Here is a 26,987-nt window from a genome sequence, read left to right as displayed (position 1 = left end):
ACCCCTGAATTCTTATCTCACTAACTCTTCAACTCCCAAACTCCCCAACTCCTAAACTTACTTCGCTCCCACCGCTTTAAGCTCTTTGTCGAGTCTTTGGTTCCAGTTATCCTGGGCAGCTTTGTCGAGGCCGTGGCGGGTTTCGGCATAGTATTGCTCCTGAAGCCGGTTCATCTCGCGGTACGATTCGATGAAGTGATATTGAATGTTGCTGTTGTAATCTGTCAGTGACAGTTCCTCCGGTTTAATCTTTTGTTTGAAGCGCTCCGACATCAGCTTGACAATGTCAAAATGCCGCTGCTCGTGATTGAGGCCGTAGGCATCGCGCGCATTTTCCTTCACCCATGAGGAGCTTTTGAGCACGTATACCTTCATGTTCAGGTTCAAGTGGATGATGCCGTCGCGTACTTCTGTTTGCCCTTCGTAGGCAAAACTCGGAAACACGGTCGCGGAAAAGCGGCTCGTGAGGTTTACGTCTGCCTGAAAATCCTGCCAGTTGAGCGGCCTGCCCGGATCGTAGAAAACGGTATCCTGATCCGGAGGAGCAATATAGTCCGTAAAGCGTACTTTTATACCTTTGGCCAGTCTGGGGTTGGTGTCAGCTTCACGGTCCATCCAGGTGTTCAGGTAGCGGAGGGCCTCCACGATCGACTGGCGCATGGCGGGCTCCGTAACTTCATTCCGGGAAGCGGAGCGTTCGTATCGTCCCCCGCCCTTATACTCCAGCAGGGGCACTGTCTCTCCCTCCCTTTCCATTTCAAAGGCCATTACCACCGAGATATTGCCCGCCACCCGGCCCGCGTCTGTAGCGGTTTCCTTTACCTGCAGTTCCTTTAGCCGGATGGTGACGGGCCGCAGGGATTTGTCAGAAGGCAAACTTTGCTGGATGAATGTACGCAAAGCCGTTGGGGCGCCTCCCTGCAGGTCGATAGCCTGTGCCTTGCCTCCCCCGCCAACCGGCAGCAGGTAGGCAACTGCCTTGCGGTCGCTGCGCTCATCGATTACATTGGCAATGTAAAACTCTTTCGGGGTGAAAGGCAGCTTGCCGGCACGCAAAACGAGTGGCTCTACGTTAGGTGCTATACCTGTCGCTGCTGCGTAATAGCAGATGAGTAACAGCAACAAGAGGCTTGCGCAGGTATATAGTTTTCTGGAATTGAAATTCATGATCAGAAAGGGCCTTATTTACCGGAGGCCATACCTGAAACAGCGGCCGGACCTACTTTCGTTCAGTCAGACCAGCGGGGTTTTATCACTTAGATGCGAGCGCATAATTAAACTATTTTTTTAAAAACCTGTCTATACTTTTGATTATCTTAGCCTGACCAATCAGGTATTTCTTTTATCTCTATATGAAAACTTCTTTTTTAGTACGACACATTCTGCTTTCTTTTCTAGTGCTGGCTCCCTTGCTGACCCTGGCGCAGAATGGCAACAAGACTAACCGCCCAAGTCCTCCAGCCAACGCCTCCGGCAAAATCGGAGACGCCCTGGTGACCATTGAATACAGCAGTCCTTCGGTTAAAAACCGTAAGGTATGGGGTGAACTGGTACCCTACGGCAAGGTATGGCGCGCCGGTGCCAACGAAGCCACCACCATCGAATTTAGTCAGGACGTGCAGATTGAAGGCCGCCATCTGGCCAAGGGCAAATACAGTCTCTATACTATACCCGGCGAAACCAACTGGACCGTGATCTTCAACAAAGCCACCGGCCAATGGGGCACCGAATATGACGAACGTCGGGACGCACTGCGTGTGTCGGTAAAGCCTCGTAAGGCGGCCAAGATGCACGAGCGACTGACGTACGTGGTGGCCAAAAACGGCATCCTGCTACGATGGGAAAACCTGGAGCTTCCTGTCAAGATCAAATAAACGAAATCAGAAAGCCGCCTATACTTGGTATAGCGCGGCTTTTTTATGTCTAACCTCTATACCATGCATCCATGATAAAACTACTGAAAAACACCTCCGCTACCGGTCTCTCCTTTTGTTTCCTGATGGGATGCGCCGGCTCTGATGCGACCTCTTCTACCTCAGATAATCAAGAGGCTACCGCCAGTGCCACTGCTCTCGTCACTGCTACAACCACTGCTGCAACTTCCGCTTCTGCTCAGAATGCCAATGCGACGCAGCAGGCCACTGAGCTGGAAGGAGCCTGGCGAACGACAGACGGCCATGGCAATGAAGTGGTGATGATCGTGCAGGACGGCTTCTTTACCATTGCCCGCTTCAACCAGCAAAACAAGCAGTTCCTGGGCACCACTGGTGGCACCTATACCGCCTCAAACGGCACCTTTGAGATCAAATACGAATTCAACACCTTGGACTCCACCCAGGTGGGCACCACCAGTTCAACAGGCTATAAACTTGAGAAAGACCGATGGGTGATGAGCAGGGATGGCATGACGGACACCTGGAACCGCATCAACGAAACCAACAGCAAATCCCCGCTGGCGGGTACCTGGCGCATCACGGGCCGCGAAGTGGATGGCCAGATGAACGCCATGCGCCCTGGTCCGCGCAAGACATTGAAAGTACTGTCAGGCACCCGCTTTCAATGGATCGCCTTCAATTCCGAGACCGGCGCTTTCTCCGGTACGGGCGGTGGCACCTATACCGCTGAGAATGGCAAGTATACCGAAAACATTGAGTTCTTTTCTCGCGACAACAACCGGGTGGGTGCATCGCTCAGCTTCAATTTTGAGGTGAAGGACGGCAACTGGCACCACTCCGGCAATAGCAGCACGGGCAAGCCTATCAATGAGGTCTGGTCCCGCATCTCAAACGATTAACTGCAGCAAGGTATGGCAGGTATAAGTTAGCTATCTGCCATACCTTGCTGAAATTGACTCTGCAAACAAACACCCCCACATGAAGGACACCCCGGACCAACTTGTTGTGACCAAGGCCTCAGGCGAAAAAGTACTTTTCTCGATCGGAAAGCTTACACATTAGCTCCTTAAATCAGGGGCAAGCGAAGAGCAGGCCCATGAGGTCATCAGGCAGCTGGAGCCAGCGCTCACTCCAGGCATCTCCACCAAAAAAATCTACCGCAAAGCCTTCAGCATCCTCAAGCGGATTTCCAAGACAGCCGCAGCCCGCTATAGCCTGAAGCAGGGCATCATGCAGTTGGGTCCTTCGGGTTTTCCTTTTGAGAAGTTTGTGTCCGAAATTCTGCGGGCACAGGGTTATTTGACTGAGATCGGAGTCTTCGTAGAAGGCCACTGCGTACGTCACGAAATTGACGTGCTGGCCGTCAAGAACGGGAGGCGCGTGATGATTGAATGCAAATACCACAACCTGAACCATAACAAGTCCAATGTCAAGGTGCCGATGTACATCCACTCCCGTTTCAAAGACGTGGAGAAGGTATGGCCTTCGGAAAACGAGTATGAAATCCGTTTCCATGAGGTATGGGTCGTAACAAACACCCGCTTCACCGACGATGCCGTACGATACGCATCGTGCATGCAGATGAAGTTGATCGGCTGGGACTACCCACATAAAGGAGGTCTCAAAGACCTGACCGACTCCTTCCATCTATACCCGCTTACTACCCTCACAACACTGACCAAAGCAGAAAAGCAGCGGCTCCTGGAAATGAAAATCGTGCTCTGCAGCGAGTTGCTTCGTCACGAAACGCTTTTACTACAGGCTGGCCTGACCGAGGAACGTGCCAGACGAGTTATAAAAGAAGTGAAGGACCTTTGCGGGAGCGCCCATAACTGAAGAAACTCACTTTCAGGTAGGCCAAATCATGGCATATTACGGATAAGCTAATAAGCTACCCACATTAAGATTAACATCGACATCTGTAGAGAAAACTACACAGCCTGCCTATACCTATACCTTATTGAGGAAATTCTTAGTTTGCTCCTACTGAGATAAGCAATTCAGCTTATATACAAATCTGTCCAGCCTAAATACTAGTTCAGTCAAACTAGTTCCAACCAATTTACAAGTCATAACATCAGTTCAAGGAAGTCTGCCCTAGCTCACCGAATTATGAATTTTCGAAGCTTTTTAGCAATATTTAAATAAAATATTGTCCTGTTTTAAAACCGCCTCGTATAACATCCTAACATTCAATTATATATTATAAGAATACAGGAGATTTTATGGGAACTGTCAGGCACTTACTCCAGAAAAAGGGAAACAGGGTAATTTCCATTTCCCCCAATAGCACCGTTTACAGTGCGCTCGAAATGATGGTGGAGCAGAACGTGGGCGCCCTTATTGTCATGGACGGGGACAGATTTGCAGGTATGTTCACAGAACGCGACTATGCACGCAAGGTGATCCTGAAAGGTAAGGCCTCGCGCGACACACTGGTGAGTGAGATCATGAGTGAGCACCCGGTGGTGGTAACTCCCGACACGACCATAGACCAGTGCATGGCCCTGATGACAGATAAGTACATCCGCCATCTGCCTGTTTTGGATAAGCAACAACTCGTAGGACTGGTCTCCATCGGCGACATCGTGAAATGCATGATTGACGAGCAAAAATGCATCATCGAAGACCTCGAGCATTATATAACCGGGCACCACGAGTAGTAGCCCGGATATCATTTATTAGGAGAAAACATGCAGGAAACAGCCGAAACAACAACGCTACTGTGGCCATTGGCCGTCTATGGAGCTATTGTGCTCAGCCTGGTGCTGCTTATACTGGGGCTTTCTTACGCACTCGGTCAGCGGGGGCACGGCCGCTCCATGGGTGAACCCTATGAAGGGGGCATCGTGAGTGCAGGTGGCGCGCGTATCCGTTTCTCTTCCCAGTTTTACATGGTGGCCATGCTTTTCGTGATTTTCGACGTGGAGACCATTTTTATTTTCGCCTGGGCCATCGCCTTCCCTGAATTGGGCTGGTATGGCTATTTCGGCGTGCTCGTTTTCATTGCGATGCTGGTGGTGGTGCTGGTGTACGAGTGGCGCAACGGAGCCCTGGACTTTGGCCCGGATGGCAAGAAGATACTGGCTGCCTACAAACGCATGCTACAGAAGCCGAGCCTGAACTGAGCTTCTCACAAAATACTGTTGGGCAAAGGACAACCGTCTTTCGGATGGTCCCTTTTGTCCTGATATTTAAAACGAAACACCCTATGCTATGAAATGGTGGCTAAGTAAACCGGATGCGCCTGCCAATGCCGTGAAAGGCACAGGCTCCTACGAAGAGACCATACAGCAGAGCATCATGCTCACCACGCTGCAGGACCTGATTGGCTGGGGGCGCAAGAATTCGATGTGGCCCTTCCACTTCGGGCTGAGCTGTTGCTTTGTAGAGATGGCCACCAGCATGACACCAAAGTATGACGTGGCCCGTTTCGGAGCGGAAGTGATCCGGGGTACTCCGCGTGAGGCCGACGTGATGATCATCGCCGGCACCGTTTTCATCAAAATGGCCCCGATCATAAAACGCCTGCACGAGCAGATGATGGAGCCAAAGTGGGTGATCTCGATGGGCTCATGCGCCAACTCCGGCGGCATGTACGACATCTACAGCGTGGTGCAGGGCGTGGATAAGTTCTTGCCGGTGGATGTCTACGTTCCCGGTTGCCCGCCCCGCCCCGACGCTTTCATGGAAGGACTATTGCTACTGGCCGACAGGGTTGGAAAAGAGCGCCGCCCACTCAGTTGGACCATTGGTGAGCAAGGCGTGATCCGGCCAGAGAAAATCGAAGTGAAAGCCGGTAAAAAGGAGCGCTGGAGTCAGATGAACGAATTCCGGTCGCCGGATGAAATATAGGAGTTTGGGAGTCTAGGGGTTATCTGAATCAAGATTAGAGGATTATCAGGATTATGACGCACGATAAACCCACCCGTGCCCCTCCGAGGAGGGGAGTTCCTGTGTTTGCTACTTTTAAGGAATATGCACTGTAGCACATGACCACTGGCAGGTACAGCAAGACTAACTTGCACGCAAGCCACGCTAGGTATAGCGGTGCCAGGTGCACCTAAATGATTACCCACTGTTTGAGCGTTCAGCGAGTTTGGGGAATCTTGACTTTTTTGCCTTCTTTTTGTGTCAAGACAAAAAGAAGGTGCCCGCCGCACAGGCGAAGCAATGAAATATGGCTAGTGATGATCAGCAATTGCTACATCAGCAAAGTATAGGTATAAGTTCAAAGTATAGCATAAAAAGAAAGAGAGTACATGAGTTAGCAATACAGAAAACATTTTAACGGCCTCCTCCCATGAACAACAACAGCGGCATACTGGAGCAACTCAAGTCGCGGTACGGCGAAGATACGTTCAAGCCTCAGACCACCAAGGATGAGATCCTCACCCTCTGGCTGCCTGTGGACCATGTGCCTGATGTACTGAAGTTCCTCAAGCACGACCTACCTCAGCCCTTCCCCCTCCTCTTCGACCTGACCGCTATTGACGAACGCACCCGCAAACCCGAGAACGGCCACATCCCCTACAGCTTCACGCTCATCTACCACCTCTTCTCGTTTGAGCGCAATACGTTTATCCGACTAAAAGCAGGCCTGCGCGAAGACTTTCCGAAAGCACCCAGCATCAGCGGCCTCTGGCGAAATGCCAACTGGTATGAGCGTGAAGTCTACGACATGTTCGGTATCCGCTTCGAAGGGCACCCGCACCTCTCCCGCATCCTGATGCCGCGTACGTGGGTCGGTCATCCGCTCCGTAAGGAGCACCCGGCTCGTGCCACCGAGATGGGGCCATTCCAACTCTATGACGACAAGATTGACCTCGAGCAGTCGGCCCTCCAGTTCAAACCTGAAGAATGGGGGTTGGCACGGCAGAGCGAGGATAGCGACTTTATGTTCCTCAACATCGGTCCGCAACACCCCGGCACGCACGGCGTTTTGCGCATCATTCTGCAACTCGACGGCGAAGACATTGTGGATGCTATACCTGACATCGGCTTCCACCACCGCGGAGCCGAGAAAATGGGAGAGCGCCAGTCCTGGCATACCTATATACCTTATACCGACCGCGTGGATTACCTGGGTGGCGTGATGAACAACCTGGCTTACCTGCAGGCCGTGGAGAAGCTAGCAGGTATCGAAGTGCCGGAGCGCGTGAAATATATCCGGGTGATGCTCTGCGAGCTTTTCCGTATCGCCAGTCACCTGGTGTGGTACGGCACTTTCGCTCAGGACGTGGGGCAGCTCTCGCCGGTGTTCTACATGTTCACCGACCGCGAAAAGATTTTCGACATCATCGAAGGCATTTGTGGTGGCCGCATGCACCCCAACTGGTTCCGCATTGGTGGTGTGGCGCAGGATCTGCCCAAGGGTTGGGAGCAGCTAGTGCAGCGCTTTCTCGACTACTTCCCGAAACGGCTGAAGGAATACGATGCGATGGTGATGAAGAACAGCCTCTTTAAAGCACGCACCGTCGGCATCGGCATCTTCACCAAAGAGGAGGCCATTGAATGGGGCGTGACCGGGCCAAACCTACGTGCCTGTGGCTTTGAGTGGGACTTCCGCAAAACACTCCCCTACTCCGGCTACGAGCTCTTCGACTTCGAAGTGCCTACTGCCAGCAACGGTGACTGCTATGACCGGGCGGTGGTGCGGGTAGCCGAAATGCGCCAGAGCCTTCGCATCATTGAGCAGTGCGTGAAGAACATGCCGGCCGGTCCTTTCAAGTCCGATCACCCCATCACAACGCCTCCTGTCAAGCAGAATACTATGCATGATATTGAGACCCTGATCACGCACTTTCTGGGTGTGACCTGGGGACCGGTCATTCCGCCGGGGGAGGCGATGAGCTGCATTGAAGCGACCAAAGGAGCCAACGGATACTACTTGACCAGTGACGGGAACACCTCCCCTTACCGGGTACGCATCCGCACTCCCTCCTTCCCGCACATGCAGATGCTTCCCTACATCAGCCGCGGCTATACCGTAGCGGACCTGCTGTCGATATTGGGTGCCATGGATTATGTGCTGGCGGACATTGATAGGTGAGTTTTGATTGAGTGATTAAATATAAGGTAGAATTTGAAAATCAGGCTTTGCATATTGATCTGTTTGGTTGCCTTGGATCTACAAGCGCAGGAGCTAAATGAAAACCAGGGCCGGCGGCTATACCTGTCCGTGACGGGTGGCCTGGGCTTCATGGGACCGCTGAGCGATATCGAAGATCAAATGAAAGCTTCCGGTCTGGGAGATACGCAAACGGGTGGATTTTTTAGCAGTGGCAGCACGGAGCATCCAAACAGTAGCAAAATCCCGATCATCCACCTCACTGCTAACTATTGGCTGAAAGGACGCCAGGGTATATCGCTGGAAGCGGGTCTGTTAGACTACATCGAAGTAAACGGCTACGATGACATCGGTATTGGAAACTACATCTTTCTGAGAAGCGCCATCTGGTCTGCTTCGCTGAACTACACATTTGGCTCGCAGAACCGAAAACGCTACCTCAGTGTAGGGCCCGCGCTACTCCTGCACCATGTGAAAGACGATGCAAGTGGCAGTTTAACGGACGCTCAGACCAATTGGCTGGTTGGGTTGAACACCAGTTACACCGCGCACCTGATCGACCGGCCAGGGTGGTTTTTGGCATTAAAAGCCAATGGCCGACTTGCCCCAAAATCGGAGATCGGGCCCTTCGTAGCCGAACACCAGACCGGGATCATCAACCCGCAACCTGAGAACCAGCGTTCCGAATTCGCACAAACAAAAGTCCGGATCACTGGCTTCAGCGTGGGCCTGACCGCTGGCCTGAAACTAGGGGCGAAAACTGATTGAAAGCACAGCACTCTAAACATTACGATATGTTGACCACTGAAGAAAAACACAAGATCGACCACGAGATCAGCCTGGTGCCTTCGCCCAAGAATGCCTGTATCGAGGCGCTCAAGATCGTGCAACAAAGCCATGGCTGGGTGTCGGATGAGAGCCTGAAGGATGTGGCGGACTATGTGGGGATGTCACCGGCGGAGCTCGACAGTGTGGCAACGTTCTACAACCTGATCTTCCGCAGACCCGTGGGGCGACATGTGATCCTGGTGTGTGACAGCATCAGCTGCTGGGTGATGGGATACGAAGGGATACGCGATCGCCTCTTCGACAAACTCAGCATCAAATACGGCCAGACCACCGAAGACGGTCGCTTTACGATACTACCCAACTGCTGCCTCGGTACCTGCGACCGGGCTCCTGCCCTGATGATTGACAACGACCTGTACCGTGACCTGACGGTGGAACAACTGGACGAGATTCTGGAAAAATATACCTAAAACCAAAGCGGGCACACCCATGGAAAAGCCCCTGACCCAACACATTGTCCCCGGACGCGCGCCACTCTCGCTCAAGGAATATGAGCAGGTAGGCGGCTACCAGTCTGTGCGCAAAATCCTGAAAGAAATGGCCCCTGCCGAGGTGCAGACGCTGGTGAAAGACTCCAACCTGCGCGGGCGCGGCGGGGCTGGCTTTAATACCGGCCTGAAATGGAGCTTCGTGCCCATGGGACCCGAAGCGGCCAAGCCCAAATACCTCGTAGCCAACGCTGACGAGATGGAGCCTGGTACTTTCAAAGACCGGGTGCTGCTGGAGGGCAACCCGCACCAGTTAATCGAAGGGATGATCGTAGCGGCCTACGCCATCGACGCGAGCATTTCTTACATTTTTATGCGCTGGGCTTACAAAGTGGCGGCAAAGGAAATCATCAAAGCCCTTGCCGAAGCTTATGAAGCGGGTTATCTGGGAGAAAATATACTAGGCTCAGGTTTCAGTCTGGACATGCACCTGCACACTGGCGTGGGCAGGTATATGTGCGGCGAGGAAACGGCTTTGCTCAATGCCCTCGAAGGCAAGCGGGCCAACCCTCGTGCCAAGCCCCCTTTTCCGCAGGTAAGTGGTTTGTTTGGCAAGCCGACTATCGTGAACAACGTGGAGACGCTTTGCTGCCTGCCGCACATCATCAACAACGGTGCCGAGTGGTTTAAAGGCCTGAGCAAAACCCAGGACGCGGGCACCAAACTCTACGGCATCAGCGGTCGCGTGAAAACACCCGGCTGCTGGGAACTGCCGATGGGCACCACCATCCGCGAATTGATCGAAGAGCACGGCGGCGGCATGCAGGACGGCTACCTGTTCAAAGGGCTGTTGCCAGGCGGTGCTTCCACGGATTTCCTGGTGGATGAGCACCTCGATTTGCCGATGGATTATACCGCCATTCAGGTAGCCGGAAGCCGCATGGGTACGGGCACCATGATTATACTCGACGACCAGACCTGCCCCGTCGGTTTCGTGCAAAACCTGCAGCACTTCTTTGCACAGGAGTCCTGCGGATTCTGTACGCCTTGTCGCGAGGGACTGCCCTGGGTAGAGAAAATACTACTGGCTATCGATAAAGGCGAGGGCAAACCCGAACACCTCCTCACACTCGACTTTCATACCAAATACCTCGGTCCCGGCAACACGTTTTGCGCGCTTGCCCCCGGTGCCATGGAACCTCTGCAGAGCGCTCTGAAATATTTCAGGGAGGATTTTGAACGGCACATTCACGAACACCACTGTCCCTGGAGCAAAGCGAAAGTATGGCAACCATCTATATAGACGACAAACCCTACGAAGTACCCACCGGTAAAAACCTACTGGAAGCCGTCCTCACCCTCGGCAAGGACCTGCCCTACTTCTGCTGGCACCCGGCCATGGGCTCGATCGGCGCTTGTCGCCAGTGCGCCGTGAAGGTATACAAGGACGAGAATGATAAGAAGGGCAAGCTCTTTATGTCCTGCATGGAGCAGGTACGCGACGGCATGCGCCTTTCCATCGCCGACATGGAAGCCAAAGAATTCCGGGCGCACATCATTGGCTGGCTGATGACCAACCACCCGCACGACTGCGCCGTGTGCGACGAAGGCGGCGCCTGTCACCTGCAGGATATGACCGTGATGACGGGCCACAACTACCGGGCCTACCGCTTCGATAAGCGCACCTACATCAACCAGTATCTTGGCCCCTTCATCAACCACGAAATGAACCGGTGCATTCAGTGCTACCGCTGTGTGCGCTACTATAAAGACTATGCCGGCGGCAAAGACCTCGACGTGTTTGCAGCGCACAACCACCTCTACTTTGGCCGCTACGAAGACGGCGTGCTCGAGAGCGAATTCAGCGGCAACCTGGTGGAGGTATGCCCGACGGGTGTGTTCACCGACAAGACGCTCAAGCAGCACTATACCCGCAAATGGGACCTTACTATGGCGCCCTCCGTGTGCCACCACTGCAGCCTGGGCTGCAACATCACGGCCGGCGAGCGCTATGGTACGTTGCGCAACATCACCAACCGCTATAACGGCGAAGTGAACGGCTACTTCCTCTGTGACCGCGGCCGCTTCGGCTATGAGCATGTGAACCATCCCGGAAGAATCAGAAAGCCATTAGTTCGCAGCCAGGTGCCGGAAGCCACTGATAAACTGACTGCTTTGCAGGCGGCAGTGGCTGCCTTCAGAACGGGCCGTGTCATCGGCGTCGGTTCTCCCCGCGCTTCGTTGGAGTCTAACTTTGTGCTCAAGACCTTGGTAGGCGATGATAACTTCTACCATGGTGTAGCCGACACGGAGCATGACCTGGTCTGCCGGGCACTGAAGATCCTGAAAGAATGCGCTGCCCGTACGCCATCCTTGCGGGAAGTGGAACAAGCCGATGCAGTTTTCATACTAGGTGAAGACTTGATCAATACCGCCCCGATGCTGGCCTTAGCTGTGCGGCAGTCGGTGCGCAGGCAACCGGCCTTGGAGCACATCTCCAAAGCCAGCATACCAGCCTGGCAGGATGCGGCGGTGCGGGAGATCGTGCAGGACGATAAAGGTCCGCTCTTCATTGCTACCATTCACGACACTAAACTCGACGAGATCGCCACCCAAACCTACCGCGACTCACCGGATGCCATTGCCCGCTTGGGATTTGCCGTGGCCCATTTCATCCACTCGGACTTCCCGGAGGTGAAGGGTCTAAACGAAAACGAGCTGCAACTGGCCCGGCAGATTGCCGAGACGCTGATGGGGGCGAAAAAGCCACTCGTAATTTCCGGCACGCACTGCGGCAGTGAAAGGGTACTGATGGCCACCGCGAGTATCGCGAACGCTCTGGTAGCCAAAGAAAAAGAAGCGGAAATTGTCCTCACATTGCCCGAATGCAACAGCATGGGCCTCGCGATGCTGGGCGGACACAATCTAGACTCAGCTTTCGAAGCGGTTCTTAACAGCTATGCAGATACAGTGATCATCCTGGAAAATGACCTCTACCGAAGGGCTAGTGCAGGAAAGGTGACCAACTTTCTGAAGACGGCCAAGAACGTGATCGTGCTCGACCACCTGCACAATGCTACCACCGAGGAGGCCGACGTCCTGCTCGCGGCTGGCACCTTTGCCGAAGCCGATGGCACCTTGATCAACAACGAAGGGCGGGCGCAGCGCTTCTTCCAGGTATACCCAACCCAAGAGGACCTGCAGGAAAGCTGGCGCTGGCTGGGCGAACTGGGCACGATCCTCGCCCACGACCGCATCAGTCACTGGCACGGCTTCGATGATATCCTGCAGGCGATGGTGAAAGCAAAGCCGGAGCTGAAAGGGATAGAAGCCGTCGCACCGGGCACCGATTTCCGCATTGCCGGTCAGAAAATACCCCGTGCGCCGCACCGATTCAGTGGCCGCACCGCCATGCTGGCCAACATCAACGTGAACGAGCCCAAACCACCGGTTGACCCGGACGCGCCCCTTTCCTATACCATGGAAGGCTACCGCGGACAGCCGCCTTCGTCCATCATCCCATTTTTCTGGGCACCGGGCTGGAACTCCTCGCAGGCCACCAACAAGTACCAGCAGGAAGTGGGCGGCCAGCTGAAAGGCGGCGATCCGGGCTTGCGTCTGATCAAACCAGATACGTCTAAAACGGCACCCTATACCCGCACGGTACCGCAGAAATTTCAGCCATTGGAGGGGCACCTCTACATGCTGCCACTTCACCACATTTTCGGATCCGAGGAGCTCAGCATGCACTCGCCGCCCATTGTGGAGCGGGCGCCGGAGCCTTATGTGCTGCTCAACGAAGAGGATGCCCTCCTGATGAAACTGCAGGAAGGGCAGAGTCTGAGCTTCACCATCGACGGACAAGTCTACCAGGTGCCCGTGAAAATAAGTCCGTTGCTACGCAGCGGCACTGCGGGCCTGCCTGCCGGGCTGCCGGGTATACCTTATGCTGAATTGCCTGCCTGGGCCACACTTAACCGAGAACTGAAATGGAAGCAGCAACCCCAAACTACTTACTGATCATTGGCGGCGTACTGTTCGTCATGCTTAACGTGGCGGCAGCCCTTATCTGGGTCGAACGACGCGGTCTGGCTTTGTTCCAGGACCGCTATGGCCCGAACCGCGCCGGTCCCTTCGGCCTGTTGATTGTGGCTGCTGACTCCATCAAGCTATTCTTCAAGCAGGACTGGATTCCGCCCTTCGCCGACAAGCCCGTCTTTGTGCTGGCCCCGGCCATTGTGGTTGTTACGGTGCTGATGTCTTTTGTGGTGATTCCCTTTGCCCCAGGTATAGTGGTGGCCGACCTCAACATTGGCTTGCTGTTCTTTTTGGCGATGTCTTCCATGGGGGCCTACAGCATCATCCTCGGCGGCTGGGCCTCGAACAACAAGTACAGCCTGCTCGGTGCCATGCGTGGCGCGGCCCAGATGATCTCATATGAAGTGTTCATGGGGCTCTCTCTGATGGGCGTGGTGCTGATGGCAGGCTCTTTCAGTCTGAGTGAGATTGTGGAGGCGCAGCGGGGCATGTGGTTTTTCATTCCGCAGATCATCGGCTTCGTCATCTTCTTCATTGCAGGTATAGCCGAAACGCACCGCCTGCCCTTCGACATTCCGGAGGCGGAAAGTGAGCTGATCGCGGGCTTCCACTCGGAGTACTCGGGCATGAAGTTCGGCATGTTCTTCATCGGCGAGTACATGGGCATCACGCTCATCTCCTGCATGATCGTGACGCTGTTTTTCGGCGGCTGGCTCGGCCCGGATTTCCTGCCGCCCATCGTCTGGTTCATCCTGAAGACTGCCTTCTTCCTCGGCATCTTCATCCTGCTGCGCGCCTCTATGCCGCGCCCCAGGTACGATCAGTTGATGGAGTACGGCTGGAAGTATCTGCTACCGCTGACGCTGTTGAATTTGATCGTGACGGCCGGGGTGTTGCTGTGGATGAGAGAGGGAGTTTAGGAGTTTGGGAGTTTGAGAGTTTAGGAGTTGAAAAGTTAGAATTCGGACCTCGAGAGACTGTCCCCTTGAGGGGACTATAGGGGTGTAAAGCCAGTCGGAAGTATGTCACCAAGAGCCTTGCACCGTCAAGTGTTAGACAAAAAAGTCCCTCTTGGGGGCAGGGGGATGACGATCGTGCATGATGAACACCCCTGTAGTCCCCTCAAGGGGACAGTTTAAAAAGAAAACAACAAACGAAAGGAGCACTTATGTTTAGTTTATTGCGCAGTATGTGGCTCACGTTCCTGCATGCGTTTCACAAGCGGGATACTATTCTGTATCCGGAGGAAAAGGCCATCCTACCGACCCGTTGGCGGGGCCGCATCGTGCTCTCGCGCGACCCGGACGGGGGTGAGCGCTGTGTGGCCTGCAACCTCTGCGCCGCTGCCTGTCCCGTGGACTGCATTGCCCTGCAGGCCACCGAGGATAGTACCGGTCGGCGCTACCCCGAGTTCTTCCGCATCAACTTCTCGCGCTGCATATTCTGCGGCTTCTGCGAAGACGCCTGCCCTACCTACGCCATCCAGCTGATCCCTGATTTCGAAATGGGCGAGTACAACCGCCAAAACCTCGTCTACGAGAAAAAAGACCTGCTCATCAACGGACAGGGCAAGTACCACGGCTACAACTACTACAAGGTAGCGGGCCTGGCCATCGGCGGAAAAGGCAAGGGCGAGGCCGAGAATGAATCCCCACCGGTAGACATCAAAAGCTTAATACCCTAGCCTATGGAAATCACATTTTATATAGCCGCAACTGTTGCCGTGCTAGCCACTGTCATGGTCATCACGCGCTACAACATGATCCATGCCCTGCTCTACCTCGTGGTGTCTTTTCTGGCCGTGGCCGTGGTGTTCCTGACCATGGGCGCTCCCTTTATGGCTGCCCTCGAAGTCATCGTCTACGCCGGGGCTATCGTGGTGCTCATCATCTTCGTGATCATGATGCTGAGCCTCACCCGCGAAGATGTGGAACAGGAGAAGGCCTGGCTCCAGCCCAAACTCTGGATCGGCCCGGCCCTGCTCTCTTTTGTACTACTGGCTGAACTGGTATACCTGCTGGCGATTGCCGAAGTCCCCACTGCTCCTTCCGTTGCGAGTTACGTAGACGCGCAGGCTGTCGGCCTGGCGCTGTATGGGCCTTATGTACTGGGCGTGCAGCTTTCCGGTATTCTTCTGATGGCCGGCATCGTCGGGGCCTACCATTTAGGCCGTCAGAAGAAAAAAGTCATCCACCGCTTCCTGCAGCAGCAGGAGCCGCAAAAAGAAAGGAGCGCCGCGCTATGACCGCTATACCCATAGAAACCGGCTTGTTGCTGGCGGGCGTGTTGTTCATGCTTGGGCTAATCAGCGTGATGATTCGGCGCAATGTCATTTTCATGCTTATCTCGGTGGAGATCATGCTTAATGCCGCCGGGCTGGCCTTTATCGTGGCAGGTAGCCACTGGGCGCAGCCGGACGGACAGATCATGTTCATCTTCATCCTCACGATGGCCGCCGCCGAAGTGTCGGTTGGTCTGGCCCTGATACTGCAGATTTATCACCAGCTGAAGACGCTCAACAGCGACGCGGCTAACTTTATGAAAGGATAACGCTATGGGAGAATTACTCTGGTTAATCCCCGCCCTGCCTTTTGCCGGCGCCCTCTTACTGGTGCTCTTCGGCAACCGCATTTCCCGCGCGCTGGTCTCGGCCATCGGGGTTGGGAGCGTAGGTATAGCAGCGGCTATCACGCTAGCCTTAGGTATAGAATTCCTCAGCACGCGTCCGGATTTCATCAGGCAGGAGGTATGGCAATGGTTTGATGTGGCAGGCTTCAGTCCGGCCATCGCCTTTCACCTCGATGCACTTTCGATGGTCTTCATCTTCGTCATCACCTTTGTGGGTTTTCTCATTCACATCTACTCCACGGAGTACATGGCGAAGGACCAGGATTACGCACGCTTCTTCGCCTGCATGAACCTCTTTGTGGGCTCCATGCTGATGCTGGTGATGGCGGACAATTTACTGTTGCTATACCTGGGCTGGGAAGGCGTGGGCCTCTGCTCCTACCTGCTCATCGGTTTCTGGTACAAGGAGCCAGCCAACGGCTATGCCGCCCGCAAAGCCTTTATTATCACCCGCGTCGGCGACACGGCCATGGCCATCGGTCTGTTCATGCTCTTCCAGCACTTCGGCACCTTGCACATCCAAAGCATCTCCACGGAGGCGGCACAGGTATGGAGCGTCGGCAACGAAACGGCCATGATTATTGCCTTGCTCCTGCTCGGCGGTGCCGTGGGTAAATCAGGTCAATTGCCGCTGCAGACCTGGCTGCCGGACGCCATGGCGGGCCCGACACCGGTGAGTGCGCTTATCCACGCCGCCACCATGGTGACAGCCGGCGTATACCTGATTGCCCGCATGCATGTGATCTTCGCCCTATCACCTGTGGCCATGACGGCCGTGGCCGTGATTGGCGCTGTTACGTTGCTCATCGCAGGTTTTGCGGCCCTCACGCAATACGATCTGAAACGGGTCCTCGCTTACTCCACCATCAGCCAGATAGGCTACATGTTCCTGGCCCTGGGTGTAGGCGCCTGGTCGGCAGGCGTGTTTCACTTCATGATTCACGGATTTTTCAAAGCGCTGCTCTTCCTATGTGCCGGGGCCATTATTCTGGCGCTGCACCACGAACAGGACATGCGCCGGATGGGCGGGCTTCGGCAAAAGTTACCGGTCGTGTTCTATACCTTCCTGATCGGCGCGGCCTCGCTCGCGGCCTTCCCGCTGGTGTCGGCGGGTTTCTACAGCAAGGACCAGATCCTGTGGCTGCAGCTGGCCGGTGAAAACGGCAACATCTGGCTATACCTGGCTGGCTTGCTGGGCGCTTTCATCACTTCTATTTATACCTTCCGGATGGTCTTCCTGACCTTCTATGGCGAAGAAAAAACCCATGTGGGGCATAAACCGACGATGGCTATCACCATGCCCCTGATAATTTTAGGTATACTCTCTTTCGCGGGTGGTTTCATTGAGCTGCCGCACAACTTCGGGCATGTGGTGCTCTTCTCCGACTTCCTGGCTCCTGTGCTGCCGGCGGTGCAAGTGGTGGAGGGCTTGACTCAATACGAGTGGATGCTGCAGCTGCTGGCGGCGGTGGTTTCGCTGGGCGGCATCTTCATCGCCTACCTCTTCTACTACAAAAAGCCGGAGCTCGTCGAAAGCATCCACCGCTCCGAAACCGCCATGGCCATCCACCGCTTCTGGTACTCGGGCTGGGGCTTCGACCAACTCTACGACACGCTCTTTGTGCGGCCTTATGTCTACCTGTCGAAACTGAATAAAAGCGACTTCATCGACAGCGTCTATACCTTCCTCGCTAGGATAACCCAGGGGCTGCACCAGCTGTTCTCCACCACCCAAACCGGCGTGATGCGCAATTACGTGGCGGGTATTGTTGTCGGGGCGATCATGATTTTAACCATAAGTCTACTGCTATGATACTGGTCTGGCTGATTGTGATACTGATGGCCGGCGGGGTGCTGGCCTGGATCTCCGGGAAAGTAAACCGCGCCCTGCCCCGCTGGATAGCACTGGGTTCGGTTCTGGCTGTTTTCGGAATGACACTCTACCTGTGGCTGAGCCGTCCAACCCCTATGCTGGGTTCGCCCTGGCTCGTACAGTTCGACCAGCCCTGGATTCCGCAATGGGGCATCGGCATCAGCCTGGCGCTCGACGGCCTGAGTCTGCTGATGCTGCTGCTCACCTTTTTCCTGGGCCTGCTGTCGGTGCTCATTTCGTGGCGGGAGATTCAAAGCAAGGTCGCATTCTTCCACTTCAATCTGTTGTGGGTGATGGCAGGTATAACCGGCGTGTTCCTCACCATGGACCTCTTCCTGTTTTACTTTTTCTGGGAGGTGATGCTCATCCCGATGTATTTCCTCATCGGCATCTGGGGGCATGAAAACCGCCGCTATGCCGCTTTCAAATTCTTTCTCTTTACGCAGGCTTCCGGTCTGCTCATGCTGCTGGCCATCCTCGGGCTCTACTTCATCCACGGCAACCAGACCGGCATCTATACCTTCAGCTACTTCGAGCTGCTCAACACCACGCTGGCACCGGAGGCGGCTCGCCTGCTCATGTTCGGTTTCCTGGCTGCTTTCCTGGTGAAACTGCCGGTGGTGCCCTTCCATTCCTGGCTGCCCGATGCGCACTCGCAGGCGCCAACGGCGGGCAGCGTGATCCTGGCGGGACTGCTGCTCAAGACGGGCGCTTACGGACTGCTTCGCTTTGTGATTCCGCTCTTCCCGACTGCTACCGTGGAGTTTGCCCCCTGGGCCATGCTGCTGGGCGTGGTAGGCATTCTCTACGGCGCGATGCTGGCCTTTTCGCAAACCGACCTGAAACGGTTGGTGGCTTATACCAGCGTGAGTCACATGGGCTTTGTAATTCTGGGCGTGTTTGCTTTCAATGAGTGGGCACTGCAGGGCGTGGTGATGCAGATGATCACGCACGGGTTGAGCACCGGGGCGCTTTTCATCATCGCCGGCTTCCTCTACGAACGGCTCCATACCCGCGACATCCGGCAGATGGGCGGCTTCTGGTCCACAGCTCCGAAAATGGGTGTGATTGCGATCATCTTCGTAATGGCCTCACTCGGCCTGCCCGGTCTTGGCAACTTCATTGCTGAATTCCTGACTTTGGTCGGCTCCTGGCAGGCCAACAACTGGCTGACGGTTTTCGCAACCATCGGCATTGTGCTGGCTACCATCTATTCGCTGCGCATCATGCAGAAGATTTTCCTGGAAGCCAACCACCTGGAGCAACCGCTTGCTGACTTGAACGCCCGCGAAATGCTCATTGCTATACCTATGGTGACCATGATTCTATGGCTAGGCTTATACCCGCAGCCATTTCTCGAAACCGCCAGACCCAGCATACAGGAACAATTGCAGGCCTATTCCGGATCAGAAGCAAAGAAGGAGCCCATTGCGCAAGCAAATGTAACCGGGGAGCCGGCTATACCTGAAAAGACAGCCAGCACGGAAAAGCCTGAAGAATCGAAGCCATATTCAAATCTTCAAATTCTCAAATCTTCAAATTAAAACGCCATGACGCTGACCGATTTCCAACACCTCCTGCCGCTGCTTATCCTCACCTTTGCGGTGCTGGTGTCGATGCTGGTGATTGCCGTGGGGCGCAACCACAAGATCATGTACGTGATCACGGCCGTTTCCTTCCTGGCAGCTTTTGCCTCGTTGTTTGAGCTTCGGGATGTGGGGCGCTATACCATCGAGCCGCTGCTGGTGATTGACGGTTTCGGCGTGTTCTACATCGGCATGATTTTGCTCACAGCCCTGCTCATCAGCATGCTCTCCTATGCCTATTTCGAGCAAAGGGAAGAGCGCAAGGAAGAGTACTACATCCTGCTCCTGCTGGCTACCATCGGGGCCTGTATGCTGGTCGTCAGCAAGCACTTTGCTTCGCTGTTCTTAGGACTGGAAATCCTGAGCGTGTCGCTTTATGCGCTTATCGCCTACCTGCGCACCCGCGAGCGATCTGACGAGGCGGGCATCAAATACCTGATCCTGGCAGCCTTCTCCTCGGCCTTTCTGCTCTTTGGTATGGCGCTGGTATACGCCAGCACCGGCGCCATGGAGTTTGCAGGTATCGCCACGGCCATTGCAGGCTTCACTGAGCTGCCGCTTTTGCTTCTGACAGGCTTTGGTATGATGATCGTGGGCATCGGCTTCAAGCTGAGCGTGGTACCCTTCCACATGTGGGCGCCCGATGTGTATGAAGGCGCTCCGGCTCCGGTCACGGCTTTCATTGCTACAGTTTCCAAAGGCGGCGTTCTGGGTGTGCTGATCCGCTTTTTCATGGAAGTCGACGGTTTCCGCTACCCGACCCTCGTGCTGATTTTCACCATCGTGGCCATTGCCTCCATGCTGGCCGGCAACCTGCTGGCCCTGCTGCAGCGCAACGTCAAGCGCATCCTCGCCTACTCCTCCATCGCGCACCTGGGCTACCTGCTGGTAGCCTTCCTGGCCGGCAACGAGATGGGTGTAGAAGCGGTGACCTTCTACCTGGTGGCCTACTTCATCACCACCGTCGGTGCCTTTGGGGTGGTGGCCATGCTTTCGGACACAGAGCGCGACGCAGAACAACTGGAAGATTACCGCGCCCTGCTCTGGCGCCGTCCCTGGACGGCGGCGGTGTTCACGGCCATGCTGCTTTCGCTGGCAGGCATCCCGCTCACAGCGGGCTTCGTGGGCAAGTTCTACATCCTGGCGGCAGGCGTGAACACCCAACTCTGGTTGCTGGTGGTCATGCTGGCGCTCAACAGTGTCATCGGCCTGTTCTACTACATCCGCATCATCGCCGTCATGTTCCAGCAGCCGGAAGCTGACACGGCCATTCAGCCGCGCAGCAGGCTGCGCCCTTCCATCTACCTGGCCAGCGTGGGTACGCTCACCGTGCTGGCACTGCTGCTGCTCTACATCGGCGTATATCCTTCTGGTTTGCTTCAGGTTATCCAGGGAATGTTGGCAACAGCTACTCCTTGAGAACATACATCAGCTTATTGAGTCAAAGCCTTTCTAATCAGAGGGGCTTTTTTTAATATAATTAGCTGGAAAAATTTGTCCTGAATGTGGATTCCAAGTCAAACAAAAGATAGCCCGAGGCAGGTCTGCTCAAGTTTCTGAAGGAACCTATGGACGAATAAAGCGAGACAATTAATGACTATAAATAATTAAATTTAATATTTACTTGTTTACAAAATAATTCGTAATTAGAGAATATATTTTTCCAATTTGCCCTACCCGCATAAGCTCGCTGAGCGCTAAAAAGGCACCAGTCTCTCGTCATGGCCACCAAGAAGAACAAGGGTTTTAAAGTAGTGCCCTACCGTCCTGAGCATGAGCAGGCGCTCTTGGAAATTGAGCGCGAGTCACCGCAGGGCTTTATGGTAAAGCTGGAGACCATGCGGCCGCAGTTCCTGAGCCGGGCTTCGCTCTTTGAGGACTATACTGCTTTCACGGCCATCGCACCAGATGACAAAGTGCTGGCTGGTGTCACTGCCGCGGAGGTTCCCATGCGTATCAACGGAGTATTGGAGAAGACCGGCTTCGGCTTCGATGCGGTAGTTGATCCAGCCGTACGCAACAAAGGCATCGGGCGCGAGCTGGCAAATTGCGTTCGGGAACGCTTCTTTGAGCCCAAAGGTCTGGCAGGTCAGTTTACCACTTTGCGGGCAGGCAACCTCACCATGCTGCATTTACTTTCCAAATCATACCGCAACACTTATCTGTACGAGTTCCTATACCTGACCTTCCCGACAGCGCGCACCCTGCGGGTCGAAAATACGACTTTCGATGATCCTGTTTTCAGTGTTTCGCTGCTCTCCGACAGCGAGCGGCTGAGCGATTTCCACGAGGTGACAGAAAGCGGACTTGGCCTGTGGCACACGCACCAGATCTACCAGCTTAAAGTGAAATCCGTAAATCCGGTGCTGAGCGGCGGCATCTGGCTCGGCAAACGGTTTGTACGCACGAACAAGTACGTGCCACTGGTAGGCTCTGTGCTGAAAACGACCACCATCTATAATCTGACCCGGGATAACATCCACACCTTGCCGGAAGTATCGCTGGAACTGTATAAGCAGGGCATCAATTACATGCAGGTTTGCTGCCGGCCAAGCGATCCGGTATACCATGCCCTGCAGAAAAGTGCTCTTAATGCCTTCAGCCATTACATTGTGGGCACCAACGAACTTAAACTGGAGGAACCGCTCACGATCGATGTCCGCTGTCTGTGACATTTCCGCTATCTTTAAGGCTGAACTTCCTGTACAAACCCGATGCGATACCTTCTGTTGACCCTTCTTGTTGTGCTTAGCTTCTGCTTGTCTGCCTCGGGGCAACAACAGTCGGATAGCCTGCGCGTCACGTTCCGGGTGCACGCCCCCACGCTCCCCGACTCGCAGCGCGTATACCTGACCGGTAGCACAGCGGCGCTCGGCAACTGGCAGCCCGACAAAGTGGTCATGCAGCATATAGGCAAACAGGTATGGGAAAAGCAGCTGTACCTGAAGGAGCGGTTAATCGCCTACAAATTTACGCTCGGTTCCTGGGACAATGAGGCTACCGATGCGCAGGGCCAACCACTACCCAACTTCAGTCTCCAACTCGAAGGCGACACCACCGTGCAGCATACGTTAGCGCACTGGCTGAAGAAGAAAACACAAGAGGTAAAAGGCGGCATCACGGGCAAGGTAGTCTATCACCGTAACCTGAAAGCCGACAGCCTGAAACACCGCGACCTGGTCGTGTGGTTGCCGCCTGGCTATGAGCAGGACAGCAAGCGTTACCCGGTGCTCTACATGCACGACGGCCAAAACGTGTTCGACCCGGCTACCAGTTCTTTCGGGGTAGACTGGCGCATCGACGAAATAGCTGACAGCCTGATCCGCAGTAAGCAAATGGAGCCTGCCATTATCGTAGGGATCAACAACACGCCCGACCGTATGGAAGAGTACGTACCAGGCGACAAAGGTAGCGCTTACATGGAGTTTGTGGTCCATACTGTAAAGCCCTTGATCGACCGGGAATACCGTACCAAACCGGGTGCGAAGCATACCTTAACGGGCGGCTCCTCGGCCGGTGGCATTATGGCCTTTATGCTGGCTTGGGAATATCCGCAGGTTTTCAGCAAGGCCATCTGCATGTCACCCGCTTTCAAGATCATGCACATCGATTACGTAAAAGAGGTACAAGCCTATAGTGGCAAAAAGAAGAAGCTCCGATTCTACATTGACAACGGCGGCATTGACCTGGAGGCGCGCCTGCAGCCGGGTATAGACGAGATGCTCGAAGCCCTGCAGCAGAAAGGTTACCGCAATGGCAAAGACTATACCTGGGTACTGGACAAGAACGCCCTGCACAACGAGGCGGCCTGGGCGAAACGCATGCCCGATGCACTGCTGTTTATGCTCGGCAAGTGATAAGAAATCAGGCTAGATCAATCCCACCTGCAAATATTGTAAAACCTATATATTTCCTAAGAATCGATAGCTCAGATTTGTCGACCAATCTAAATGCCTCCTATACCTCTATTGCGCTGAAACAGTAATTTAAGCCACATATATTTGTCCTACAGGACTCCTAATTCATTTAAAAATGGCTACAACGAGTGGCTTTCTATTGCATTTTTCCTTACCTTGATACACAATTCCCCCTTGGTTTTCGGGTTATTTAACAGGTATAAGAAAGGAGCACGCTATGAAACAGCAGTTTATCAAGTACGGATGGGTATTGGTTGCCCCCTTGTTGGTTTTACAATTCACCGGCGAGAACAGCCTGAAGCTGAACGCCACGCCAAATGAGCGCAGCGATCGGGCTTTTGAAACAAACAGACAGATCTTCACCTCTCCCGCCCTGCCCGACGCCATCACGTTTGCAGGGGAGCCGGTGCCGCTGCATGTGCCCGATGTGGCCGAGCGACTCGACCGCGAACTGTTGGCCAACTCATACCTACATACCTCTACCCTGCTGGCCCTCAAACGCATGCAACGTTACGTTCCGGAGATCAAGCAAATGCTGAAGGAGAATGACATTCCGGAGGATTTCGTATACCTGGCCCTGGCCGAAAGTCTGCTGAGCCACGTGACTTCTCCGGCAGGTGCATCTGGTTTCTGGCAGCTCATGCCCGACACGGCCCGCGGGTATGGCATGGTGGTGAACGGTGAAGTAGACGAGCGCTATCACATTCAGAAGTCTACGCTGGCTGCTTGTCGCTACCTTAAAACTGCCAAAGCCAAGTTCGGAAACTGGACCAACGCCGCCGCCTCTTACAACCGCGGCATGGCAGGTATAGACCGCGCCATGAAACAGCAAGGCGTAACGGACTACTACGACCTATACCTCAACGACGAGACTTCCCGCTACATGTTCCGCATCCTGGCTTTGAAAGAAATCCTGGGCAACCCGCAGAAGTACGGTTTCGACCTGGCCGAGGAGCACGGTTACAAGCCCCTGCCGAGCAAGCCGCTCACTGTAAGCAAAACTATAGCTGACCTGCCTGCCTTCGCGTTGGAGCAGGGCATCAACTACAAAACGCTGCGCCTTTACAACCCCTGGATCAGAGGGTACAAGCTGACCGTGCCGGAAGGCAAAGAGTATGTGCTGCAAATGCCGATGTAGTTTTTTGACAACATACAAAGGATTTACTGTATAAATTATTTTTCAAGGTATACAGCCTATACCTGACCAACAGAAAAGGGAGCGGCAGAAACATCTGTCGCTCCCTTGCTGTATAACGAGGCATGAGCCGTGCATTTGTAAAAGAAGACGACGCGGGCGAAGCGCCCATCATTCCACCCCGGGCTGCACTCCCGGCAGGGGTGCCGAACTATGTTCGTCCAGAGGGACTGGAAAAGCTGCGTGCCGAGCTGGAGGAACTGGAAGCCGAGCGCAGCCAGGCAGAAGCTAACCGCGAAAATGAGGCCGACCGCACCCGCCAACTCACGATCCTCAACGGAAAACTTAGTGCCCTGAACAGCAGAATCGCCAGTGCCAGAGTCATCGACCCGCTAGAGCAAAGCCCCGATGAAGTGCGCTTTGGCGCCACCGTCAAGCTGCGCACTATTAGTGGTGGAAAGCCTGGCACCATCCGAAAGTTCACCATCGTCGGGGTGGACGAAGCCGATGTCATGCAAGGCCTGATCGCCTTCGTAGCCCCCATTGCCCAGGCCATAACCGGCGCTAAAGTTGGACAAAAGCTCAAACTGAAATTAGGCCGTGTGGAAGAGGAAGTGGAGGTGATGGAGATCAGGTACAGCTGAGGAGCAGCAAAACAAAAAATGTCATTTCGAGCAAAGCGAGAAATCTGAATTGGTTGCTCTATACCACTCCAGATTTCTCACTGCGTTCGAAATGACAATCTCAAACAGGCGCTAATGCCAGATTAATGCTGATGCCCCTGCATCGCTTTGGGAGCCTCAGTCGCGTCAGTTGCCCGACTTTGGCCTTTCCTGTAAGTTTCCTCGGTCTCTCCGCAAGCCAGCATAGCCTCCCCAAAGTAAGGGTTTCGAATATCCTTGATCTCGCTCAGCCAGAAAGCACCTTTGTCGCCGAGGGCCATGGGACAGGACTGGATGTAGGCCACGTCATGCTGTATCCCGAACACCTTCACGGCTTCGATCATGTAGTCTGACAGCGGCGAGAAAGCTGCCCGCTGCTTTTCCAGATCGCGGCTTTTCTGAATGGCTTCGGCATTTGATTTCAGCGTTGGGAGCAGTGCCATCCACTGGTCGTGTAGCTTGTCGTCGAGTTCGTTCATGTCCACTTCACCTAGCTTCATAGCAAAAGTGCCCGCCGCCTGACGCGCCGCCGGTATGTCCGAAGCCACCAGGGCGTTTTTCAAGGTATAGTACTGGTCCACAAGACCGGTCAGTTGTTTCTGAAAAGCCGCTGGTGCCTGCGGACCGCCTGCCGGTGGCAGCGACATCATGCTGTAGTTGCCGCGCAGCTGGGCGGCCCCGTCTACGGCAAATACCCCGTTGGTTACCACTTCCTCTCCTGGCTGTAAACCAGACTCCACCACATAGTTGTCACCCATACGAGGACCGAGCGTTACTTCGCGCATCTCGAAGGCCGGCATCTCTTCTCCGTCTACCTTCACATATACCACCGAGCGTTTGCCGGTCCACAACACGGCGCTGCTTGGCACCGACAAGGATTGCTGCTTGGCGCCTGTCGATGTCTTGATACTGGCATTAGCAAACATACCTGGCTTCAGTTGGTTTCCCGGATTCTGCACCTCCGCCCGCACCTCAATGGCGCGCGTGGTGGCATCGAGTACCGGCGTGATGAAAGCAACCTTCGCCGTGAATTCCTTGCCCGGTATACCTGGCACTGTGAAGGTGATGTTGCCACCCTGCTTGATCCAAGACATATCAGCTTCATACGCGTCCAGCACCACCCACACCGACGACAGGTTGGCCACTGCGAATAGCGCAGAGCCCGTAGTCACATAATCCCCGGTGCTTACCAGGCGCTCCGTTACCACCCCGGTAGCGTCGGAGTAGATGTCAAAGTTGGTAATGATGTCGGAAGCACTCTCGATGCGTTTGATCTGGGCATCACTCAGCTTCCAAAGCTTGAGTTTGGCGCGGGCTGCTTCGTAGAGCTCAGGCATCAGACTTTTGGCTTTGGCGGCTTCCTGCAGCTCGCGCTGTGCCGTGATCAGTTCCGGAGAGTAAAGCGAAGCCAACCGCTCGCCACGGCGCACTTGCTGGCCCGTAAAGTTCACGTAAAGCCGCTCAATGCGACCCGGAAACTTGGCCGTGATAGACGAAACCTGCTGCTCATTCAGCGTCACGCGACCTGAAAGCGTCAGCTCATTCTCTGGATCAACCATATCCAGTTTTGTTGTCTGGATGTTTGAAAGCGCAATGGCCTCCGGTGTCATCTCCAGCACATAACGGCTCGTCTTGCCGCCGCTTCCGCCACTGCTCACCGGTATCAGGTCCATGCCGCAGAGCGGACATTTGCCCGGTCCGTCCTGCCGGATCTGCGGGTGCATTGAGCAGGTATACTCGGTGGCTTCGGCCACCCCACCGGCATGGTCGTGCCCCTGTTGTGAACCTCCTCCGCCAAACAGCAGCCAGCCCAGCAGCAATCCGCCCAGGGCCACGAGTAGGTAGGTTCCGATTCTTTTATTTCTAGCTGTCATTTTTTCTAATTTTTAGACAATTGGTTTTGTGA

At 54.6% G+C, this 26,987-nt stretch carries 24 protein-coding genes; 22 read left to right on the top strand and 2 right to left on the bottom strand.

What is annotated here, in order from left to right:
* Nucleotides 1-57: 57 nt before the first annotated feature.
* Nucleotides 58-1,122 (bottom strand): hypothetical protein, encoded by a 1,065-nt coding sequence (locus B0B12_RS02830; protein ID WP_244554572.1) that lies wholly within the window; start codon nucleotides 1,120-1,122, stop codon nucleotides 58-60.
* A 230-nt stretch (nucleotides 1,123-1,352) separates the two neighbouring features.
* Here B0B12_RS02830 and B0B12_RS02825 point away from each other — a divergent pair, with 230 nt between their 5' ends.
* The 22 genes from B0B12_RS02825 (at nucleotide 1,353) to B0B12_RS02720 (ending at nucleotide 25,063) form a co-directional block, all read left to right on the top strand.
* Nucleotides 1,353-1,874 (top strand): DUF2911 domain-containing protein, encoded by a 522-nt coding sequence (locus tag B0B12_RS02825; protein WP_076665971.1) that lies wholly within the window; start codon nucleotides 1,353-1,355, stop codon nucleotides 1,872-1,874.
* A gap of 71 nt (nucleotides 1,875-1,945) precedes the next feature.
* Entirely contained in the window at nucleotides 1,946-2,794 is an 849-nt protein-coding gene (locus B0B12_RS02820; RefSeq protein ID WP_083704060.1) for a membrane or secreted protein, read from the top strand.
* Nucleotides 2,795-3,125: 331 nt separating this feature from the next.
* Complete coding sequence (locus B0B12_RS02815) at nucleotides 3,126-3,731, top strand: restriction endonuclease (RefSeq protein ID WP_244554571.1); 606 nt, start codon at nucleotides 3,126-3,128, stop codon at nucleotides 3,729-3,731.
* A gap of 389 nt (nucleotides 3,732-4,120) precedes the next feature.
* On the top strand, nucleotides 4,121-4,558 hold the full coding sequence (locus tag B0B12_RS02810) for a CBS domain-containing protein (RefSeq protein WP_076665970.1): 438 nt from the start codon (nucleotides 4,121-4,123) through the stop codon (nucleotides 4,556-4,558).
* A gap of 30 nt (nucleotides 4,559-4,588) precedes the next feature.
* Nucleotides 4,589-5,023 carry an NADH-quinone oxidoreductase subunit A gene (locus B0B12_RS02805; protein ID WP_076665969.1) on the top strand — a complete coding sequence of 145 codons (435 nt, stop codon included), beginning with the start codon at nucleotides 4,589-4,591 and terminating at the stop codon, nucleotides 5,021-5,023.
* A gap of 88 nt (nucleotides 5,024-5,111) precedes the next feature.
* Nucleotides 5,112-5,750 carry an NADH-quinone oxidoreductase subunit B gene (locus B0B12_RS02800; protein ID WP_076665968.1) on the top strand — a complete coding sequence of 213 codons (639 nt, stop codon included), beginning with the start codon at nucleotides 5,112-5,114 and terminating at the stop codon, nucleotides 5,748-5,750.
* 448 nt (nucleotides 5,751-6,198) lie between these two features.
* Nucleotides 6,199-7,947 carry an NADH-quinone oxidoreductase subunit C/D gene (gene nuoC / locus B0B12_RS02795; RefSeq protein ID WP_076665967.1) on the top strand — a complete coding sequence of 583 codons (1,749 nt, stop codon included), beginning with the start codon at nucleotides 6,199-6,201 and terminating at the stop codon, nucleotides 7,945-7,947.
* Nucleotides 7,948-8,019: 72 nt separating this feature from the next.
* Complete coding sequence (locus B0B12_RS02790; protein WP_076665966.1) at nucleotides 8,020-8,733, top strand: hypothetical protein; 714 nt, start codon at nucleotides 8,020-8,022, stop codon at nucleotides 8,731-8,733.
* Nucleotides 8,734-8,759: 26 nt separating this feature from the next.
* Nucleotides 8,760-9,224: an NADH-quinone oxidoreductase subunit NuoE gene (gene nuoE, locus B0B12_RS02785; protein ID WP_076665965.1), complete on the top strand. Its 465-nt coding sequence runs from the start codon at nucleotides 8,760-8,762 to the stop codon at nucleotides 9,222-9,224.
* 19 nt (nucleotides 9,225-9,243) lie between these two features.
* A complete protein-coding gene (gene nuoF / locus B0B12_RS02780) occupies nucleotides 9,244-10,545 on the top strand; it encodes an NADH-quinone oxidoreductase subunit NuoF (protein ID WP_076665964.1) in 1,302 nt (433 codons plus the stop codon).
* The gene (gene nuoG / locus B0B12_RS02775; protein ID WP_076665963.1) at nucleotides 10,527-13,262 is read left to right on the top strand and encodes an NADH-quinone oxidoreductase subunit NuoG; all 2,736 of its coding nucleotides are present in this window, start codon (nucleotides 10,527-10,529) and stop codon (nucleotides 13,260-13,262) included. Before nuoF ends, nuoG begins: the two co-directional genes overlap by 19 nt.
* Nucleotides 13,232-14,200 carry an NADH-quinone oxidoreductase subunit NuoH gene (gene nuoH, locus B0B12_RS02770; RefSeq protein ID WP_076665962.1) on the top strand — a complete coding sequence of 323 codons (969 nt, stop codon included), beginning with the start codon at nucleotides 13,232-13,234 and terminating at the stop codon, nucleotides 14,198-14,200. Before nuoG ends, nuoH begins: the two co-directional genes overlap by 31 nt.
* A gap of 248 nt (nucleotides 14,201-14,448) precedes the next feature.
* The gene (gene nuoI / locus B0B12_RS02765; protein ID WP_076665961.1) at nucleotides 14,449-14,964 is read left to right on the top strand and encodes an NADH-quinone oxidoreductase subunit NuoI; all 516 of its coding nucleotides are present in this window, start codon (nucleotides 14,449-14,451) and stop codon (nucleotides 14,962-14,964) included.
* Between the two features lie 3 nt (nucleotides 14,965-14,967).
* Nucleotides 14,968-15,525, top strand: coding sequence for an NADH-quinone oxidoreductase subunit J (nuoJ, locus tag B0B12_RS02760; RefSeq protein ID WP_076665960.1), 558 nt, complete (start codon nucleotides 14,968-14,970; stop codon nucleotides 15,523-15,525).
* A complete protein-coding gene (gene nuoK / locus B0B12_RS02755) occupies nucleotides 15,522-15,830 on the top strand; it encodes an NADH-quinone oxidoreductase subunit NuoK (protein ID WP_076665959.1) in 309 nt (102 codons plus the stop codon). Before nuoJ ends, nuoK begins: the two co-directional genes overlap by 4 nt.
* Nucleotides 15,831-15,834: 4 nt before the next feature.
* On the top strand, nucleotides 15,835-17,721 hold the full coding sequence (gene nuoL, locus B0B12_RS02750) for an NADH-quinone oxidoreductase subunit L (protein ID WP_076665958.1): 1,887 nt from the start codon (nucleotides 15,835-15,837) through the stop codon (nucleotides 17,719-17,721).
* Nucleotides 17,718-19,325, top strand: a complete 1,608-nt coding sequence (nuoM, locus tag B0B12_RS02745) for an NADH-quinone oxidoreductase subunit M (RefSeq protein WP_083704059.1) — start codon at nucleotides 17,718-17,720, stop codon at nucleotides 19,323-19,325. Before nuoL ends, nuoM begins: the two co-directional genes overlap by 4 nt.
* 6 nt (nucleotides 19,326-19,331) lie before the next feature.
* Nucleotides 19,332-20,786 (top strand): NADH-quinone oxidoreductase subunit N, encoded by a 1,455-nt coding sequence (locus tag B0B12_RS02740; RefSeq protein WP_076665957.1) that lies wholly within the window; start codon nucleotides 19,332-19,334, stop codon nucleotides 20,784-20,786.
* Nucleotides 20,787-21,088: 302 nt separating this feature from the next.
* Nucleotides 21,089-22,039, top strand: coding sequence for a GNAT family N-acetyltransferase (locus tag B0B12_RS02735; RefSeq protein ID WP_076665956.1), 951 nt, complete (start codon nucleotides 21,089-21,091; stop codon nucleotides 22,037-22,039).
* 42 nt (nucleotides 22,040-22,081) lie between these two features.
* Nucleotides 22,082-23,224, top strand: coding sequence for an alpha/beta hydrolase-fold protein (locus B0B12_RS02730; RefSeq protein ID WP_076665955.1), 1,143 nt, complete (start codon nucleotides 22,082-22,084; stop codon nucleotides 23,222-23,224).
* Between the two features lie 277 nt (nucleotides 23,225-23,501).
* Nucleotides 23,502-24,422 (top strand): lytic transglycosylase domain-containing protein, encoded by a 921-nt coding sequence (locus B0B12_RS02725; protein ID WP_076665954.1) that lies wholly within the window; start codon nucleotides 23,502-23,504, stop codon nucleotides 24,420-24,422.
* A gap of 122 nt (nucleotides 24,423-24,544) precedes the next feature.
* Nucleotides 24,545-25,063, top strand: coding sequence for a GreA/GreB family elongation factor (locus B0B12_RS02720; protein WP_076665953.1), 519 nt, complete (start codon nucleotides 24,545-24,547; stop codon nucleotides 25,061-25,063).
* Between the two features lie 122 nt (nucleotides 25,064-25,185).
* Here the strand turns inward: B0B12_RS02720 and B0B12_RS02715 are convergent, their stop codons facing one another.
* Nucleotides 25,186-26,955, bottom strand: coding sequence for an efflux RND transporter periplasmic adaptor subunit (locus B0B12_RS02715; RefSeq protein ID WP_076665952.1), 1,770 nt, complete (start codon nucleotides 26,953-26,955; stop codon nucleotides 25,186-25,188).
* Nucleotides 26,956-26,987 lie beyond the last annotated feature (32 nt).

Source organism: Pontibacter indicus (genome assembly GCF_900156345.1).
Taxonomy (GTDB): domain Bacteria; phylum Bacteroidota; class Bacteroidia; order Cytophagales; family Hymenobacteraceae; genus Pontibacter; species Pontibacter indicus.
The sequence above is the reverse complement of the archived record's forward strand: the minus strand, read 5'-3'. Positions and strand labels throughout refer to the sequence as shown.